14 protein-coding genes are annotated in these 17847 nt (G+C 46.0%); 6 read left to right on the top strand and 8 right to left on the bottom strand.

Annotated elements, in window-relative coordinates; genetic code table 11:
* Positions 1-7: 7 nt before the first annotated feature.
* Positions 8-1306 (bottom strand): cyclic nucleotide-binding domain-containing protein, encoded by a 1299-nt coding sequence (locus tag E4N65_RS01730; protein WP_253673786.1) that lies wholly within the window; start codon positions 1304-1306, stop codon positions 8-10.
* Positions 1307-1644: 338 nt separating this feature from the next.
* Here E4N65_RS01730 and glgX point away from each other — a divergent pair, with 338 nt between their 5' ends.
* The 6 genes from glgX (at position 1645) to E4N65_RS01700 (ending at position 9837) form a co-directional block, all read left to right on the top strand.
* Positions 1645-3789 carry a glycogen debranching protein GlgX gene (gene glgX / locus E4N65_RS01725; protein WP_253673785.1) on the top strand — a complete coding sequence of 715 codons (2145 nt, stop codon included), beginning with the start codon at positions 1645-1647 and terminating at the stop codon, positions 3787-3789.
* Between the two features lie 10 nt (positions 3790-3799).
* Positions 3800-6250, top strand: a complete 2451-nt coding sequence (locus E4N65_RS01720; RefSeq protein WP_253673784.1) for a glycogen/starch/alpha-glucan phosphorylase — start codon at positions 3800-3802, stop codon at positions 6248-6250.
* Between the two features lie 60 nt (positions 6251-6310).
* Entirely contained in the window at positions 6311-6754 is a 444-nt protein-coding gene (gene ndk / locus E4N65_RS01715; RefSeq protein ID WP_253673783.1) for a nucleoside-diphosphate kinase, read from the top strand.
* A 95-nt stretch (positions 6755-6849) separates the two neighbouring features.
* Complete coding sequence (gene ffh / locus E4N65_RS01710; protein ID WP_253673782.1) at positions 6850-8175, top strand: signal recognition particle protein; 1326 nt, start codon at positions 6850-6852, stop codon at positions 8173-8175.
* A gap of 38 nt (positions 8176-8213) precedes the next feature.
* Positions 8214-8945 (top strand): hypothetical protein, encoded by a 732-nt coding sequence (locus E4N65_RS01705; RefSeq protein WP_253673780.1) that lies wholly within the window; start codon positions 8214-8216, stop codon positions 8943-8945.
* A 118-nt stretch (positions 8946-9063) separates the two neighbouring features.
* Entirely contained in the window at positions 9064-9837 is a 774-nt protein-coding gene (locus tag E4N65_RS01700) for a ComF family protein (RefSeq protein WP_253673778.1), read from the top strand.
* Positions 9838-9926: 89 nt separating this feature from the next.
* Here E4N65_RS01700 and secF read toward each other — a convergent pair whose 3' ends face one another.
* From secF to yidC, 7 genes are all read right to left on the bottom strand, one after another.
* Complete coding sequence (gene secF / locus E4N65_RS01695; RefSeq protein WP_044013872.1) at positions 9927-11162, bottom strand: protein translocase subunit SecF; 1236 nt, start codon at positions 11160-11162, stop codon at positions 9927-9929.
* Positions 11159-12904 carry a protein translocase subunit SecD gene (gene secD / locus E4N65_RS01690; protein WP_253673776.1) on the bottom strand — a complete coding sequence of 582 codons (1746 nt, stop codon included), beginning with the start codon at positions 12902-12904 and terminating at the stop codon, positions 11159-11161. Before secD ends, secF begins: the two co-directional genes overlap by 4 nt.
* A 93-nt stretch (positions 12905-12997) precedes the next feature.
* Positions 12998-13435 carry a preprotein translocase subunit YajC gene (gene yajC / locus E4N65_RS01685; protein ID WP_253673774.1) on the bottom strand — a complete coding sequence of 146 codons (438 nt, stop codon included), beginning with the start codon at positions 13433-13435 and terminating at the stop codon, positions 12998-13000.
* Between the two features lie 84 nt (positions 13436-13519).
* Positions 13520-14590 (bottom strand): peptidylprolyl isomerase, encoded by a 1071-nt coding sequence (locus E4N65_RS01680; protein WP_253673772.1) that lies wholly within the window; start codon positions 14588-14590, stop codon positions 13520-13522.
* Between the two features lie 10 nt (positions 14591-14600).
* A complete protein-coding gene (locus E4N65_RS01675; protein ID WP_253673770.1) occupies positions 14601-15404 on the bottom strand; it encodes a DUF6675 family protein in 804 nt (267 codons plus the stop codon).
* A 3-nt stretch (positions 15405-15407) separates the two neighbouring features.
* Entirely contained in the window at positions 15408-16088 is a 681-nt protein-coding gene (gene jag, locus E4N65_RS01670; RefSeq protein WP_253673768.1) for an RNA-binding cell elongation regulator Jag/EloR, read from the bottom strand.
* A complete protein-coding gene (gene yidC, locus E4N65_RS01665) occupies positions 16085-17845 on the bottom strand; it encodes a membrane protein insertase YidC (protein WP_253673766.1) in 1761 nt (586 codons plus the stop codon). The genes jag and yidC overlap by 4 nt, the downstream gene beginning before the upstream one ends.
* Positions 17846-17847 lie beyond the last annotated feature (2 nt).

The following is a 17847-nucleotide window of genomic DNA, read 5'->3' as shown; positions in this document are numbered from 1 at the left end:
CCTAACCTCAATCTTTCAAGGCTTTGAGTTCGGCTTTGAGCGATGCGCTTTCGCGTGATTGACGCGCAAGGCGGTCGGCAAGAAGGCGCGACAAAAAGATACCGTAATGGGGATAAGATTCTATCAGCTTCATAAATTTCATCTTAGGCACTTTCACCAACGTTCCCTTTCCGATTGAGACAATCGTTGCCGACCGCGTATCATTAGTAAGAAATGCCATCTCTCCGATAAAGATATCTGCCGGCGTCAGCACCGTTAACAGCGTATTATTGACATAAACGGCATAGCGGCCGGATCGGATATAAAAGAGATTATTCGATTCGTCGTTTTGACGGCATACTACTTGCAAGTGATTAAAATGAAAGGTTTCCTGATCCCGCAAAATCGCCGGTGTGAGATTTGCACTGTTTTTCTGGTTCGGCACCTCGAATGAGACCTCGTTTCCCGCATCATTATAATACAGTTCTTTTACAAAACTCTGACTCATCTTAATACCCATCCCGTGCAAACCTGCCTCAAAAGGAGCATCAAGCGCAGAACGCCAGTCAAATCCCGGTCCATCGTCTTTGATGGTAATCCGTGTGCGTTCAGGCGAAATATCATACGTAATGAGCACTTTTTTCGTTCCGACAACAGGATCCATCCGCTTGATTTTAATCAACTCAAGTACATCCTTTCCCTGTTTGAGCCATTCGGTTTTTTCATCATAACTGATATTGCAATTCCCGTGTTCTACAGCGTTCAAGAGCAGCTCCATCATCGCACCCTGAAATGCACTCCGTTCAGCCTCGTTAACGCGGTCGGTATTATAAAGATAAGTGGAAATAAGATTCGCATAGAACATAACTTCAAACGGGTCTGTATCGCTGGTAAAACTGCCGTGTTCAAGCTCATTCGCCGGATGACTCATACCGCGGTTAACTAAAAAATGTTCATGATGATTTAAAATTTTAATAATTTGCGCAACATACTGTTCAAATTCCTTGCGCGTTAAAACGAATAAAAAGTTAGGCTCTTTCCGCTGTGTCAGTGTTGCTTTTTGCTCCTGCGAATCGGTAATTGCAATAACGCCTCCGAACAGCAGCCACGGATCATCTTTTACGATCTTAAGGCATTTCTCTGCATGAACAGACGGGTCGCCGAAATCAATAATCTTGATTTCCGGCATCTCATATCGAAAAGCAGCAAGCGCTTCAGTATAACTTTGCAATTGCTGCGAAATAATACTAAAGTTTGACTGCTTACATGCCTGCTGCATCGCCTCTACAGTGCTTACAACACTACTGACAATCGGAATCTTCTTCATAACTTTTACCTTTTTATGCGAAATTTTATCTAAAATTTCGCACAACTTTTGTAGAAAGACGGGCAAACGCATCAGAAATAGTTTAAGCGCTGCCTTTCATGCAAAATTTTGCTAAAAATTTTGCACATTTTATTTGATAAGCGGAGCAAACACATCAGGTTATTAATCAAATATCGAAAAATAAAGAGGCTGTGAGACCATTTGAACCGCGAAGAGGTTCAACTCTGGTTGAACAGCCTCTTTATTTTTCGGGGTACTATAAAAAAGCTGATGTGTTTGCCCAGACTTGGAGAGAGTATAGCATAATTTTATTTTTCGTGCTACATTTCGTTTCGTTCATGGAAAACCTATCATTTTTGCCGGGTAGTCCGCTTCCTGCCGGTGCTGCCGTCTATAGCGACGGTGTGAATTTCAGTATCTTTTCCCGTCATGCCTTTTCGGTAACGCTGGATATCTTTGAAAAAGCCGAAGATCCCACGCCGTGTTGTTCATACACTTTTGACTCTCGTACGAATAAAACAGGCGACATCTGGCACGTTTTTGTAAAAGGACTAACGAAGAACGCCTTGTATCTTTATCGTGTGGACGGCCCCTTTGCTCCGTACGAAGGAATGCGCTTTAATGCGGGCAATTATTTACTCGATCCATACTCGCGGGGGCTTGCCAACACGGAATCCTTTAACGGAAATTTTTCCACGCAAACACCGCCCCCTCATATAGACGGCGACTTGGCTTTCTTAACCGAACAGTCAGCTGCTCATTTTCCTAAATGCATCGCGATAGCTCACGATGATTTTGACTGGCAGGGCGACCATCCGCTCAATTATCCGCTAAAGGATTGCATTATCTACGAAGCTCATGTAAAAGGGCTTTCGTGCCATCCCAACGCACCGCAGCAGCACAAGGGAACCTATCAGGGTATTATCGATACCATCCCTTATTTGAAAGAACTCGGTATTACCAGTATTGAATTGCTGCCCATTCAGGAATTTAACGAGCATGAACTCACCAGAATAAACCCGCGGACAGGCACCGTGTTAAAAAATTATTGGGGATACAGCACCATCGCCTTCTTTGCACCTAAATCGTCTTATGCTTCCGACCGTGAAGGTGTTGGGGCGGTATTCGAGTTTAAACGGATGGTACGCGAACTGCATAAAAACGGCATCGAAGTCATCCTCGACATCGTATTTAATCATACGGCGGAGGGGAGCGAATTCGGCCCGACCCTTTCGTTCCGCGGTTTGGACAATACCATCTATTATATACTGGAAGATAACGCTCGCTATTACCGCAACTACTCAGGCTGCGGCAACACCTTCAACTGTAATCACCCGATTGTGCAGACCTTTATCTTAGACTGTCTGCGGTACTGGGTTATCGAAATGCACGTCGACGGCTTCCGATTCGACCTCGGCTCCATTTTAGGCAGAGATCAAAAAGGAAAGCTTATGGATAATCCGCCGACCATCGAGCATATTGCCGAAGATCCAATATTAAGAAAGACAAAGATTATCGCAGAGGCATGGGATGCAGGCGGCGCCTATCAGGTTGGAAATTTCCCCGGCGGCAGGTGGGCTGAATGGAATGACCGTTTCCGTGATGATGTGCGGCTCTTTTGGCGCGGTGATTCTTTCCATGCCAAGGAACTTGCGACGCGCGTAACCGGTTCCGCCGATTTGTACTCCGGCAACGGACGCAAGCCCTTCCATTCCATCAACTTTGTTACCAGCCACGATGGATTTACCCTCTACGATTTATTAAGCTACGATAAAAAACACAACGAAGAGAACGGAGAAAACAATCGGGACGGTACCGATTTTAATTGCAGCTATAACAACGGCTTTGAAGGGAAAACCGAAAACACCCGCATCGAAACCTTACGGAAGCAAAAAGCAAAAAACATCCTGCTAACGCTCATTTTATCGCTGGGAACTCCGATGTTGACCGCCGGAGATGAGGTACTGCGAACTCAGAAGGGAAACAACAATCCTTACTGCCAAGATAACGAGATAAGCTGGTTCGATTGGTCGCTGACAAAAAGCAACGCCGACATACTGACCTTTGTAAAAAAATTGATCCGTCTGCGCAAACAGCATCCGGCGTTCCTGCGTTCGGAATTTTTAACGGGTACACAATCAGACGGGCGACGTAAGAAGGATATCAGCTGGTATGATGCACAGGGCAATACCCCCGATTGGAACCAGCCTTCGTCTTTTTTGGCATATTTTCTTGACGGTTCTACCGCGGAAACAAGAGCTGAACGCGATGATAACAGCTTTTACATCATATTAAACGGCGGCAGTTTAGACGTTACTGCAACAATCTGCCCACCGCCGGAAGGAAAGCATTGGTACCGGCTGATAGATACGTCCTATCCGGCAGGGGAAGATTTTACCGATCCCGAACAGGCGCCGCTTTTGGAAAATCAGCAAAAATATGTCGCGCTGGCGGCAACTGCCGTCGTGTTAATTCTGAAATAAGAGGTAATTTATGTCTCAGTTAAAAGAAACCTTACGGGCAAGCATTTTAGGCAAGCTGAAACGGAATTTCAGCAAGGACATATCCGAGGCAACAATACGTGAACTCTATGATGCCGCGGCAAGCAGCGTTATGGATAGCATTCAGCCCAACATATCCGCAACCCGAACCGCGCAGGAGCAGCCCGATGTACGGCAGATGTATTATTTCTCCGCCGAATTTTTGATGGGGCGGGCACTTTCCAATAACTTGAACAACACCGGTATGCGTGCTGTGATGGAAGAACTTTTAACGGAGCTTTCCGCCTCGTATCGGGACATCGAGGATGAAGAACCCGATGCAGGGCTTGGAAACGGAGGTCTCGGTAGGCTCGCCGCCTGTTTCTTGGATTCGCTTGCAACACTCGACTATCCCGGACACGGCTACGGTATCCGCTATCAGTATGGTATGTTTGAACAGCGGATAGAAAACGGCTATCAGGTGGAATATCCCGACAATTGGCGGCGTTACCGTGATCCGTGGGAAGTACGCCGAGACGATTTGGCGGTAACGGTACACTTCGGCGGCACCCCGATATGCACCCAGCAAGCAGACGGCACCCTACTCTACCGCTTAGAAAATGCCGAGGAGGTTATCGCCACCCCTTATGATATGGCGATCATCGGCTACGGCACCAAAACCGTCAACCGCTTGCGCCTCTGGGAAGCATCCTCTCCCGACGGCTTCGATCTCCAGCTCTTTAACAATATGGAATATACCGCTGCAGTTGCAAAGCAGAACTCCGCAGAAAATATTTCGCGTGTGCTATACCCGAACGACACCGGTCCGTCGGGAAAAGCGCTCCGTTTAAAGCAGCAATACTTTTTCACCTCTGCAAGTTTACAGGATTTAGTGCGTTCGTTTATCCATAAACACGGTACGAATTTCGCCGACTTCCCGCGCTATAATGTTATCCAGCTGAACGACACGCACCCCGTCGTAGCAATCCCCGAACTGATGCGCCTTTTGATGGACGAACACCACCTCGGCTGGGATGCGGCATGGACGATTGTTACTCAAACATTTGCATACACAAACCATACGATTTTAGCGGAAGCGTTGGAAAAATGGCCGATAGAGATATTCCAAGGGTTGCTGCCGCGCGTGTATCAAATTGTAGAAGAGATAAACCGCCGCTTCCTACTAGAGCTGCGGGAAAAATATCCGAACGATTGGAAAAAACACAACAAGATGTCCATTATCGGCGAAGGGAAAATCCGTATGGCATGGCTCGCGATTGCCGGTTCGTTTTCGGTCAACGGTGTCGCGGCGCTGCACACCGAAATTCTTAAAACCAAAGAGCTTGCCGATTGGTATAATCTGTATCCGCAGAAGTTTAACAATAAGACAAACGGCGTTACCCAGCGCCGCTGGCTTTTAACTGCGAACCCCGCGCTTTCGGCCTTTATCACAAAGCATATCGGCGACGGCTGGATTAAAGATCTTACGCAGCTGCGGCAGCTTGAAAAACTGGCGGATAATCAGGAAGCGTTACAGGAATTAATCACGATAAAAAAACACAATAAGGAGCAGCTTGCTGAATTCCTCAAGCGGACGCAGGGAGTTGTGATCGATCCTAACTCGATTTTTGACGTACAGATAAAACGGCTCCACGAATACAAACGCCAACTCTTAAACATCCTGCATGTGATGACACTCTATAACAGAATTATCGAAGACCCGACGTATGATCCTATTCCGCACACCTTTATCTTCGGCGCAAAAGCAGCGTCGGGCTATCGGCGGGCAAAGCTCATCATTAAGCTGATTAATACCGTCGCCGACCGCATCAACAACGATCACCGTGTACGGGGAAAATTAAAGGTTGTGTTTGCGGCAAACTATTGCGTCTCGACTGCCGAAAAGATTTTCCCCGCTTCGGATATTTCCGAACAGATTTCCACTGCGGGTAAGGAAGCATCGGGAACCGGCAACATGAAGTTTATGCTGAACGGCGCAATCACGCTCGGAACGCTGGACGGCGCCAATATCGAAATTGTGGAAGAAGTAGGCGCTGAAAATGCCGTTATTTTCGGTATCACCGCCGATGAGATTCACACGATTGAGCACGAGCACAGCTATAATCCGCAAGAATACCTTAACCGTAATCCTGCATTGGCGAGGGCATTGACCCAGCTTATCGACGGGACGTATACGCCGCCCTTTGACAACAGCTTTAGAGAATTGTATGATTCGCTGGTATACGGCGTGGAAGGCCAGCGGCCGGACGTCTATTACGTACTGGCGGACTTCGACGCTTATGCAGCAGCGCAGGAGCGGATTGTCGGATGTTACCGCGACCAGATGAAATGGGCTAGGATGTGTCTTCTGAACATCGCCCGATCGGGTAAGTTCAGTTCAGACCGTACCATCGAAGACTATGTGCGGGATATCTGGAAGCTGGAAAAAGTGAGTGTCAATTAAGGGGAATGTCGAAAAAGAAAACACTTTTAAGACATCGCCAAAAATGGGAGAAAATAGATTATGGAAAGAACATTTGTAATGATGAAGCCCGGTGTAGTTCAGCGGCGGATTGCAGGAGAAGTGCTAAGCCGCTTTGAAAAAAAGGGACTCAAACTGGTTGCCTTGAAACTGATGCGTATCAGTCCCGAACTTGCAAAGAAGCATTATGCCGAACACGCCGATAAGCCGTTCTTCGGCGAACTGGTGCAATATATCACCTCCGGCCCCGTGGTTGCGATGGCTTTTGAAGGCGATGAAGCTGTTGCCATTGTGCGGAAACTCTGCGGAGCAACAAAGGTTTTGAATGCGGAGCCGGGAACCATCCGGGGCGATTATGCTTTGCATACCAATATCAACGTTGTCCATTCGTCGGACTCTGCCGAAAGCGCCGCGCGGGAGCTTGGCCTGTTTTTTCAGCCGGAGGAGTTTTTTAGCTGGGAAGACGGCAATAAAGATTGGTTTTAGCAAAAGCGGGGGTTCAGCTCGTTTGCTTTAACTGATAAACATTGATCACCTTTTAACACTCAATCAGCGTACCCCCGCAGGAATAAGGATTAAAAATGCTTGAAAAAATTACCAATACGTTTAGCGGCATTGTCCGCAAGATAAGCGGCAAGGCAACCATTACCGAAAAGAATATTGAAGAAGCGGTAGAGGAAATAAAAATTGCGCTGCTCGAAGCGGATGTCAACCTCCGCGTGGTGCGCCGCTTTATCAATGCAACAATAGAAGAAGCAAAGGGAGAAACCGTATTAAAATCGGTTAATCCCGGTCAGCAGTTTATCAAGATTGTCCACGATAAAATCCTGTCGTTTTTAGGCGATGAAAAGAAAAGCCTGCAACTGAAAGGCCCCGACACCCAGTCGGTTATTCTCTTCCTTGGTTTGCAGGGTTCCGGTAAAACGACATCCGCCGCGAAACTGGCCGCCCGGTTAAAGAAAGAAGGCCGTAAGCCCCTGCTCGTTGCCTGCGACCTCGTCCGTCCCGCAGCTGTGGAACAGCTCTCCTCTTTAGGGGAGCGTATCGACGTGCCGGTGTATAAAGAAGACACCAAGGATGCGGTACGGGTTGCACAAAACGCGGTTATCTATGCACGGAAAAACGATTTTGATACCGTTATCGTCGATACGGCGGGACGGCTGCAAATTGACGAAGCGATGATGCAGGAGATTGCTGCGGTAAAAAAAGCAGTAAATCCGGTAGAAACCCTCCTCGTCGCCGATGCGATGACGGGACAAAATGCCGCCGAGGTTGCAAAAGCCTTTGATGAACAGGCGGGGCTGACCGGTGTTATTTTAACCAAGTTCGACTCCGATGCCCGCGGCGGTGCGGCGCTGTCTCTTAAAACCGTAACCGGCAAGCCTATCCTGTATGTCGGTATCGGTGAAAAAATTGAAGATTTTGAACCGTTCTATCCCGACCGTATTGCCGGAAGAATCCTCGGTATGGGCGATATTGTTTCGCTCGTCGAAAAAGCGCAGGAAAATATCGATGCGGAAGAAGCCGCCCGCTTGCAGAAAAAGATGGCGACGGAAACTTTCACCCTTTCCGATATGCTCGACCAGCTTGAAAATGTCGAAAAGATGGGTTCAATTGAATCCATGCTCGATATGATGCCGGGACTTGCCGGTCAAATTTCCGCCGAGGATATCGATAAGGCAGGCTTTAAGCGGCAAAAGGCGATTATCCAGTCGATGACGCTTAAAGAGCGTGAAAATCACCACATCATCGGGCCGCCCCGCCGCAAGCGTATTGCGAAAGGTTCCGGTACCTCCGTTGCCGAAGTAAACAAGCTGTTAAAGCAGTTTGAAAAGACCCGTCAAACAATGCGGAAGGTCGCAAAGAGCAAGGGGCTTCAAGCGCGGCTTATGGGACTGATGGGGTAAAAATCTGCTTCCATAAAATTTTTTTAAAGGAGACCTCTATGGACAGTGTATTAAAAAGAGTTTTGATTCCGGCTATTCTCTGTGTAGTCTGCCTCACAGCCTGTACGACATTGCCGTCTAAGGCATTGTACACGGAACCGGCAGTTGCAGGGGTTACGGTTAATACAACAAATAATCAGTTTGACGTTGTATACGCTATTGACTCTTGTGTAATGCCCAAAGCAAAAGACGATTTTATTAGTTTCAAAGTCGATACGATGCTGTATACCTACCGGTTTGATTTTTCCGTCAATAACGGAATGAAAACTATACTCGACCGCTTTTTCACCATAAGCAATATAGCTGATTCCCAGCAGAGGCAAAACGGTCAGCGTTACCTTGGTGAAATGACCCTCTATGCTTATGCATTATCAGAAGAGACGACAAGCAGACTTATTGCCAAAGGAAAAATTGCAAATCATGTACGGTTTAGCTTTTTACTGAAAGACGGAAAAAAATATCTGGTGCTCGATGGTTTTCAGGTACAAACCCTCGATGGAAAATTAGCAGTTGACGACTTTATCGATAGTATTCCGTTTCATTACGGCGATATAAAAAAAGTATATGACTTCTTTAATGATGCGGAAGGACTCGAAGCAACACGGCAAAAGCAGTTGCAAATAGCCCTTGCAGCAGCGCAAGCTGAAAAAGAAAGACAAGCGGCACAAACAGAACCGGGAAACACGGACGTTATCGTAAATTCTGAAAAATCTTCTACCGAAGCCCAGTAAAAACCAGCCATTTTCTTTCGCGTGCTATATAACTTTCTTATCAAGGCTCTGAGAACTGCTACGAACTGATGTTTTTAGCAGTTCTCTACAAAATCTTGACCTTGCATAAGGAGGTTATATGAAGCGTATACTATTCTTACATCAGGCAAAAAATATCGTACGTAAAATTTACAGCGATCTCTTGTTTCCGCAACCGTGCCGTCTCTGCGGAAACATAAGTGAAGCAGGATTGCCGCTCTGTAATCATTGCATTCAAACCGAATTCATACCGTATATCACCGCTGATGCGGAGCACTCACAACAAACCGAAGCCCGCTGTAGACAGTGTGGAAAGATACTTATTTCCGAACATGAATATTGTACCCATTGCAGGCCGGCAGAGGATGATACGGAAAGGCAAAAACCAGCCTGCGATCGTATTTTTACGCTTTTCCCATACATTGGGCTTGGGCAAAAATTGCTGCCTGTGTGGAAGAACAATAATATCCGCACTTTTTCCACGGTATTTGCACCGCTTATCCACCGTTTTCTCACAGGATATCCGGAATTGATGAATATTCCGCTTGTGCCGGTACCGCCGCGCCCTCAAAAATTGCGAGAGAAAGGCTGGGATCAAATTGAAGATCTTGTAAAAGATTTATCGGTTTATCCGGAACTGACGATACATCGATGTTTAAAGCGGCAGAACGGCATTCCGCAAAAGAAGCTGTCCAAGACAGCCCGTGCAGTGAATTTACAGGGAAAAATCGAACTCTCGGAAAATACCGTCCCAGATAGGCTCATTCTGCTCGACGATGTAATGACCACCGGTGCAACACTCGAAGCTTGCGCACGTACATTAAAGGCAGCAGGCTGCACAGAAGTTTACGGTCTCTGCCTCTTTTTTGACTAAAAAGGAGCTAAAAGAAAAGCCTCTAAAAACTCAAGGTTTTTAGAGGCTTTCAACTTCTAAAGACGTATCTTTTAATTACACCGTTACACCTATACTGTTACTTCAGGAGTAGCTTTTGGGGCATTATTGAGCAATAAATCACCTGCACGTTTTTTTCCGGAAAAGAAGGTAATACAAGCACCGGCAATGTAGATTGTCGAATAGACACCACTTGTCATACCCACCAATAAAGCAAGCGCAAAGTCTTTCATATTACCGGAGGTAAAGACATAGAGCGACACAGCCGCAAGCATTGTCGTAACAGTGGTGATAATGGTTCGGCTCAGCACTTCGGTTTGGGCAAGATCCAAAACGTCAACCAAAGAAAGCTTCGGATTAAGCCGGATGTTTTCGCGGATACGGTCAAACACAACAACCGTGTCGTTGATTGAATACCCGACGATCGTCAAAATTGCCGCAATGGTGGTGGAATTGAATTCCATCTGCGTCCACACAATAAAGGTAATCATAATCAAAACGTCGTGAACCAACGCAAGCACGGCGCCTAAAGCAAATGTCCAGCGGAACCGTATGAGAGCGTAAATAAAGATTAAGAACAACGCCATAATTACCAGAACCACCGCTTGGAGAGCAAGTGAACCGGAGAAGCGAGATCCGACAAAGTCGGTACTTAATACGGCAAAATTATCCGCTTCATAAGCAGCTACCAATGCGGTGTTAATCAATGCCCGCAGTTCGGTATTTGCATTGGTGTACGTACCGTTATCGGGTAACCGAATTTGGAACATACGGTCGCGCGCTTCACCGACTTGCTGCACTGAAACCGAAGGAACGGAAGCAAGGGCATGACGCACTTCGTCGGCATCGATCGGCTGTATTTGGCCGGGAATATAATGTGCGCGGAACGGCTCCGTTGTAAGGCGGGAAGTTTCCGAGGTGATAAACACACTTTGCAATGCGGTATCGGCTTTTGCAAGTATTTTTGCCTTTACCCCCTCAATTTGCTGCTGCACAGCCTCGACAAACTGTCCAACGGTGGGGTATTCACTATACTTAAAAGACAGAACTTTATTTTCAGTGTCCACCGAAATAATGGTAACATCAATTCCTTGGGAATTTTGTGCTACCTGTATGTTTTTCTCACCATCATACGTTAAAATAAAGGCAGAAGGCGCAAACCGCACTTTCTCGATAAATCCTGCCTGAAAGTCAATACCGAAGTTAATGCCTTTCGTAAAAAGACCTACAAGACCGGAAATAATAAGAGCGGAGCTCACGAGAACCATAACACCGAAAAGCTTACTGAATTTTATCGTTTTTTTCATACGAGCGACCTCCAAGTAATATGCAGCTTCTTCTGGTGCAATGTTTCCGTGCCGAAATCAAAGATAAGCCGTGAAACAAAAAGGGCAGTAAATACGGAAGAAACAACACCGATTGTCAAGCTGTAAGCAAATCCCTTGATCGGTCCGGTTCCCAATATTGATAAGAACAGAGCTGCAATAAAGGTAGTGATATTGGAGTCCATAATCGCCCAGAAAGCGTGGGCAAAACCGGTTTGAATGGCAGCTTCTCTACTTTTGTGCAAAGCAAGCTCTTCTTTAATTCTTTCAAAGATAACAACGTTTGCGTCAACCGCCATACCGATTGTTAAAATCATACCGGCAATACTCGGAAGCGTAAGCGTAAGATTGAAAGCTGAAAGCACGCTGAATACGATATAAAGGTTCAATATCTGCGCGATACAAGCATTAATACCGGCAGAGCGGTACCAAATCAGCATGAACGCCAAAACAGCGATTAATCCCCATCGCAGCGCCATTAATCCCTGATTGATCGCTTGCTCGCCCATGCTGGCGCCTATTACCTGCTGGTTTTCCAGTTCGAGCGGCACATTAAGCCATGCGGTACGTAAAATCGTTTTAAGGTTTTCCGCCTCCTCCGCACTGAATCCGCTGATAGTTCCCGTACCGCCGGTAATCGGTTCTTTGATATTCGGCGCCGACTTTATCTTATCATCGGACACAATAGCCAGCCGTTTATCTTTATTTACAGTGGTAACCGTTGCAAAGATTTCTGCGCCTTCCTTATCGAGTTCGAATACAACCAGCGGCTCGTTGGTTTGACTGGTTGTCGTGCTTACCCGTTGCAGGTGCTTGCCTTCAAGGGCAGCTTCTTTCTTGATAACGAGGAATCCTTGCCGCTCATCCAAACCGTATGCATCCTTGCTATATACGCCAAGCACCTTGGTGTCTGCAGGGATAATTGAAGGATCGATGAGATTATAATCGGCATCAAATGTCCGTGTAGGATTAGCTGTATAGTAAGAATAAAAAGCCTGCGTTGCATCATCGTCTACAATATGGAATGCCAGCAACCCGCGCCCCATAATAATCGAGTTGATTTTATCGGCATCCGCTGCACCGGGGATTTCAACATAGATACGATCTTCACCCTGCTGTCTAATAACGGGCTCGGTCAGACCGAACTTATCGATGCGGTTGGAAATGGTATCGATGGCTAAATTCATCGCTTCTTTTTTTGCCGAAGTACTGCTATCGCCGCTGTCGCCGGTTACCGCGCTTAAATCGGCTTTGATGATGATGCTCATACCGCCGGAAAGGTCGAGACCGAGCTTGACCGCATTTGCCTGTGCATTTTTAATGCTCAGTATCTTACTCCGGTATGAATCTTCCATAATGGGACTCATTGTTGCCCGTGCTTTATCCTCAGAATTTTCAGGGAATGCTGCCAGCAATGCACCCGCCGTCCACACCGAAGGCTGCTCTTTGCCGAGACTTTTTAAGTTTTTCTTTGCAGCCTTAATGAGCGGATCATATTTTGCCGGAACCGGCTCGGAACTCCCCTGTTTTGCAGATGCAATCAATGCGTCAATGTCGGTTTTTGTCATATTTATGACATAATCTTTAATTTTTTCTCTGGAACCGAGAGCCAGCGCCTTATCGTCTTTACCTGTCCAAAAATACCATTTAAGGGTAGGATATAAAAATGCAAAGCAAAGGCCTAACACAGCCAGAACAATCACGAATCGAGTTCGCTTTCTCATGTCTATCTCCTCGTCTAACGGAAATAAACGTTCATACTGGGGTTAGGCACAGCACGAACGATTTATAAGCCGATACGCTCTTATACGGAACGTTTATTCCGCATCGCCGGAAAAATTGGGCGGCTGCGGTTTTTCGGAGCTGGAATCTTCAGCTTTCTTTTCTTTCTTTTTAAAGAGCGCAGAAAACAGAGAAGTCTTTTCCGGCACATTTGCCAGACGGCTTGCTTTTGTTTTTTCATCCAAAATAACACTGCCGATTGCGGAACGATTCATTTCGAGCTTACAATTATCGTCAACTTTAAGAATGATCGTTGTTTCTTTTACAGAAGACACGACACCGTGAATACCGCCGATTGTGATAATTTTATCACCCTTCTGAACGGAGGCAATCATTTCTTGCGTTTTCTTCTGCTCTTTCTTTTGAGGGCCGATAATAAAAACGTAGAAAATTACAAAGATAAGACCAAGAGCGAGCAGCGGAATAAAACTACCTCCCGATGCGGCTTGCTGCAATAATGGAATCGCATTCATTATTTACATCCTTATTTATGATAAATATCCTTAAAATACTAGCACAAAAAAAATGCGTAGTCAATTCACAGGTTATTCTGCCGGTTATTTTACCGACAGTAATTCAAGTTCAAAAACCAAATAAGCATCAGGAGGAATAACCCCGCCTGCGCCGCGTGAACCGTATCCAAGCTCCGGCGGAATAACAATCGTCCGTTTTTCACCGGCAGCCATTTGTACGGCCTGCTGGTCGAATCCGGCAATAAGCTGCCCTGCACCGGCGACAAACTTGAGCGGTTCGTGCATATCGGAATCATCAAACACCGTACCGTCAAGCAAAGATCCCTTATATTTCATAGTCAGAGTTTTGCCTGTTTGAGCTTTAACGCCCTTACCTTCTTTTACAATTGTATAGAAGACACCGTTTTCATTCTTAACGGCATTGGGAAATTTTTGTTTTATCAAAGCCTCATATTTTTCCCGCTTCTGAGCAGCACGCTGCTTTGCCCGTTCCGTAGCTCCTGCAAGATAGGCATTAAAATCTTTCTGGGTTGCCGTAAACTTCTGGGCTTCGGCTCCCTTGCGGATAATCGATATGGAATTCATACGATCACCCTGTACGATTTTATTGACAACATCTTGGCCTTTTACGACCCGACCAAACACCGTATGTTTTCCATCAAGCCACGGCGTAGGCACATGGGTAATAAAGAACTGCGACCCGTTTGTCCCCGGCCCGGCATTTGCCATGGAAAGGATACCGGCGGTATTATGCTTGAGGTTATCGACAAACTCATCGGGGAAGCGGTATCCCGGTCCGCCGGTACCCTTACCGTCAGGATCGCCGCCTTGAATCATAAAGTTTGCAATGACACGGTGGAAGGTCAGCCCGTCATAAAAAGGCTTTCCTTTCGCTGCATCCAATGTTCCTTCTGCCAACCCGACAAAGTTACATACCGTCATGGGTGTTTCTTTATAGAACAATTCCAAAACGATATCGCCCTTGTTCGTATCGATAACGGCATAGACGCCGTCCTTCTGTAATTCAGCACTTATCGCATTCATTTTTTTTCCTTTTTCAGAATCTCCCGTTAAAATAATTGCAGCAGCAGTCGCTGTCGCGATAATCAAAAAAGTAATCGGTAAAACCAATACCGCAATCTTATTCAACCGCATAGCTCCTCCATCAAGGTATTACACTATTCTCGTATTGCGCAATGAACCATCCGTACACCGCTTCTCCCCGTGTCCTAAACGAATTTTGTACCCGCTCCCTAAAAACGGAAGGAGCGCTAAAATCGGCACGTGTCAGCATATGTATCAGCAGATACTCTCCGAGATCGGTTACCGCAATCGAAGCCTCTAAATTTTCAGGTTCCATTGCTTTAAATATCGAATACTTTAAGACATCGACATTTGTAGATATGAAACCGGCAGAATCGGTGTCAGAACAGAAACGGTAACGATAAATATTTTTATCGAAGGTTAAATCCTTTTGCAGTACATAGACCGAAAAATCCGGTTCCGGATTGTCAACAGGATCGGCAATCCGGCCTTGCGTTTTAGGATCGTCAATAACATACGACGTCTCGTAGAGGGTCCGCATCTTCTTGCGGCTGCTCGAATAATATTGCAGTCCTTCCAGCTTTGAAACAGAGCGGAGAATGCGGGAGATTTTCTCTATGTCTTTTGTATTGCCTTGCATTTTTTTATGCACATACAACGCTTCTATCAAAAAAGTAGGATTGCCCTTGTTCCAGTTTTCCGCAAATGTTTGCGGCACGGCAAAAAGCGGCGCAAGCCGAGGCGCAGCGTTTTCTTTATTATACACCGACCGGAAAAGATGTCCTTGCTTAAGCAATTCTATCCGCTGCTCAGCGGATAAAAACGAATCAAGTACGGAAATCACCGAATCGGGTACATTGCCGACATCCTGTGCAAAAAGAGAACCGGCTGTTAAAAGGGTAAGAAGAATAAGACAACGCCTCATCCGCTACAGCCCCTTATACAGCACACGCACTTGTTTGTATAAGCCGTCACCTTCACTCTTTGTGTCAACATCCCGAATATCTGCAAGCGTACTGTGGATCAGTCTACGTTCATAGGGATTCATCGGCTCAAGCAAGACTGAAGCCTTTGTCGTTACAACTTGATCAGCGGTGGTATAGGCAAGCCGCACCAGCGATTCCTCACGGCGAAGCCGATAATTTTCACAATCGAGCATAATCCGTTCGGAAATACCGATTTTACCGGCATACACATTGGCAATCAGCTGGAGTGCATCCAGATTTTTCCCCTTCTTTCCGATTAAAATCGCAGAATCCTCGGAGGAAAGCCGTATAAGCAGCTTATGTTCTTCGTGTGAAAGGATTTCGATATTTGCGGTATAGCCCATCGCATGAATGAGCTCACCGATAAATTTCACCAAATCAGCCTCTTTCTCCGTAGAAGCTTCGCGTGAAAGCGCCGGTTGACGGGGCGTATCGGCAGTAGGCTTCCCTGCTGCGGCTTTATCGTCAATATGCACACGAATTTTGGCATACCCTTTCTTAAAAAGCGAGTTTTTTTGAATTTCAACAATTTCCACATCAAACTGATCGGACTCTACCCCAAGCTCGGCGATTGCTTTATCTATAGCATCACGTTCGGTTTTTCCTTCAAATTCATAGATCATTTCCGAACCTCCTTTTTCTGCTTCATCATTGCCTTAATGATCATCTGCTGAACGAGCATTAAGAAGTTCGTGCATGTCCAGTAGAGCAGCAACCCTGACGGCGCATTATAGAACATAAAGAAGAAGAATAACGGCATCCCGTAAAGCATAATTTTCATTGTGCTGTTTTGCTGCTGATCGCTTGTTGGAGTTTGCGTTATCTTTCCGAATACCATCTGCGAAATCACATAGACAATCGGTAAAATACGCAGATCCGTCCATCCGAGGAAAGGAATAGGACTGGGGAACTGCAAAATACTGTCACCGACCGATAAGTCCGGTATCCAATGAGGAATAAACATTGCACCGCGGAATTCAAAATAGTTATTAAACAGCCGATACATTGCAAACAAGATCGGTAATTGGATCAATAAAGGCAGACAACCGGAAAGCGGGTTATAACCGGCTTCTTTGTAGAGCTTTGCCATCTCCTCATTCAGCTTCTGCGGTTTTCCTTTATATTTTGCCTGCAATTCTTGAATCTTAGGCTGCATTTTTTGCATCTGCTGCGTTGATTCAGAGCTTTTCTTGGTAAGCGGGAAAAATACAGCCTTTATCAAGATTGTTACAAGGATAATCGAAACACCCCAGTTCGGAATAAGTTTATAGAAGAATTGCAGCAGCCATTTCAGCAATATCTCTAACGGGCGCCAAATACCGCTGGAAACGGCTACGGTATCAATCCGCAGATTATCATAGTTGTAGTTGTTTTTTGACGGAATATTATAGGCACTTAAAATATTTTCAGAACAGGGGCCGAGATAAATACGGTATACGTCGGTTACCTTATTGCCGGTAATCACAGGCCGCGAAAAAAACAGCTGTCCGTCTTGAACGGTATCCGCATTAGGCTGTGCGGCAGAATACAATATCTGTTGTGCGGGAACCGAAGGAATAACGATAAGGCTGAAGTATTTTCCCGAAATACCGGCCCACGGAACGGAATCCGTAATCAACTTGGTCTGATTTGCTTTTAACGCAGTATCTTTTTTCTTTCCGCCTATATAGGAGAAAAAGTTCCGGTATTCGTAGCGGTCTGCTTTGGCATCCCAATCCGGACCGATTTGAGGCATTGTTCTCAGCGTATAGCCTGCATTATCAAAATTCAGCCCTTTCATATCGGCATCGCCGCTGACCGTAACAGCCAGTTCAAACATATAGTCATCAGGCAGAAAGGTGTATCGTTTTGCAAGTGTAAATGAGGATATGGAACCGTCTTGGTTTTTTATCGAAATTGTCTTAAAAAAGCCGACAATCTGCTTTCCATTTACAGTTTCTTCTTTGACATTAAAGAATTGATTTAAAGCGGGCGCCTGAGCACCGCCAAGCGCAATAGAAAACGCTCTATTCCGATCGGTGAGGTTTTTTACCATTTCTACATAAGAATCACCCTTGGAATTATTGCGTTCCAACAGCTTATACGAAATGATATCGCCGCCTCGATTTGTAAGTGTAATCTCCGCAATATCGGTTTTAACGGTAACGGTCTGTTCACCGATAACGGTTTCATCAGGGGTTTCCAGCACTCCGAAATCGGCAGGAGCAGTTTCCGCTACAAAGGTATTTTGCGGGACTTCTGCCTGCTGCTCCGTGGTAGAAACGGCAGTAGACGGCTGTTGCTGCACCGGCGCAGGCGGAAAAAATTTGTATTGCACAAACATCGAAGCTGCAATGACGAGACCGGAAAGCACCATTGCAATAACGGTATTCTTATTCATAA

Source organism: Treponema sp. OMZ 855 (assembly GCF_024181145.1).
Classification (GTDB): domain Bacteria; phylum Spirochaetota; class Spirochaetia; order Treponematales; family Treponemataceae; genus Treponema.
This window is presented reverse-complemented; position numbering and strand designations above follow the sequence as displayed.

Coding starts and splice junctions, on each gene's coding strand:
- yajC (WP_253673774.1), bottom strand. CDS start 13,435: ATGAATGCGATTCCATTATTGCAGCAAGCCGCATCGGGAGGTAGTTTT.
- ffh (WP_253673782.1), top strand. CDS start 6,850: ATGCTTGAAAAAATTACCAATACGTTTAGCGGCATTGTCCGCAAGATA.
- secF (WP_044013872.1), bottom strand. CDS start 11,162: ATGAAAAAAACGATAAAATTCAGTAAGCTTTTCGGTGTTATGGTTCTC.
- jag (WP_253673768.1), bottom strand. CDS start 16,088: ATGATCTATGAATTTGAAGGAAAAACCGAACGTGATGCTATAGATAAA.
- E4N65_RS01705 (WP_253673780.1), top strand. CDS start 8,214: ATGGACAGTGTATTAAAAAGAGTTTTGATTCCGGCTATTCTCTGTGTA.
- yidC (WP_253673766.1), bottom strand. CDS start 17,845: ATGAATAAGAATACCGTTATTGCAATGGTGCTTTCCGGTCTCGTCATT.
- E4N65_RS01675 (WP_253673770.1), bottom strand. CDS start 15,404: ATGAGGCGTTGTCTTATTCTTCTTACCCTTTTAACAGCCGGTTCTCTT.
- E4N65_RS01730 (WP_253673786.1), bottom strand. CDS start 1,306: ATGAAGAAGATTCCGATTGTCAGTAGTGTTGTAAGCACTGTAGAGGCG.
- ndk (WP_253673783.1), top strand. CDS start 6,311: ATGGAAAGAACATTTGTAATGATGAAGCCCGGTGTAGTTCAGCGGCGG.
- E4N65_RS01700 (WP_253673778.1), top strand. CDS start 9,064: ATGAAGCGTATACTATTCTTACATCAGGCAAAAAATATCGTACGTAAA.
- glgX (WP_253673785.1), top strand. CDS start 1,645: ATGGAAAACCTATCATTTTTGCCGGGTAGTCCGCTTCCTGCCGGTGCT.
- secD (WP_253673776.1), bottom strand. CDS start 12,904: ATGAGAAAGCGAACTCGATTCGTGATTGTTCTGGCTGTGTTAGGCCTT.
- E4N65_RS01680 (WP_253673772.1), bottom strand. CDS start 14,590: ATGCGGTTGAATAAGATTGCGGTATTGGTTTTACCGATTACTTTTTTG.
- E4N65_RS01720 (WP_253673784.1), top strand. CDS start 3,800: ATGTCTCAGTTAAAAGAAACCTTACGGGCAAGCATTTTAGGCAAGCTG.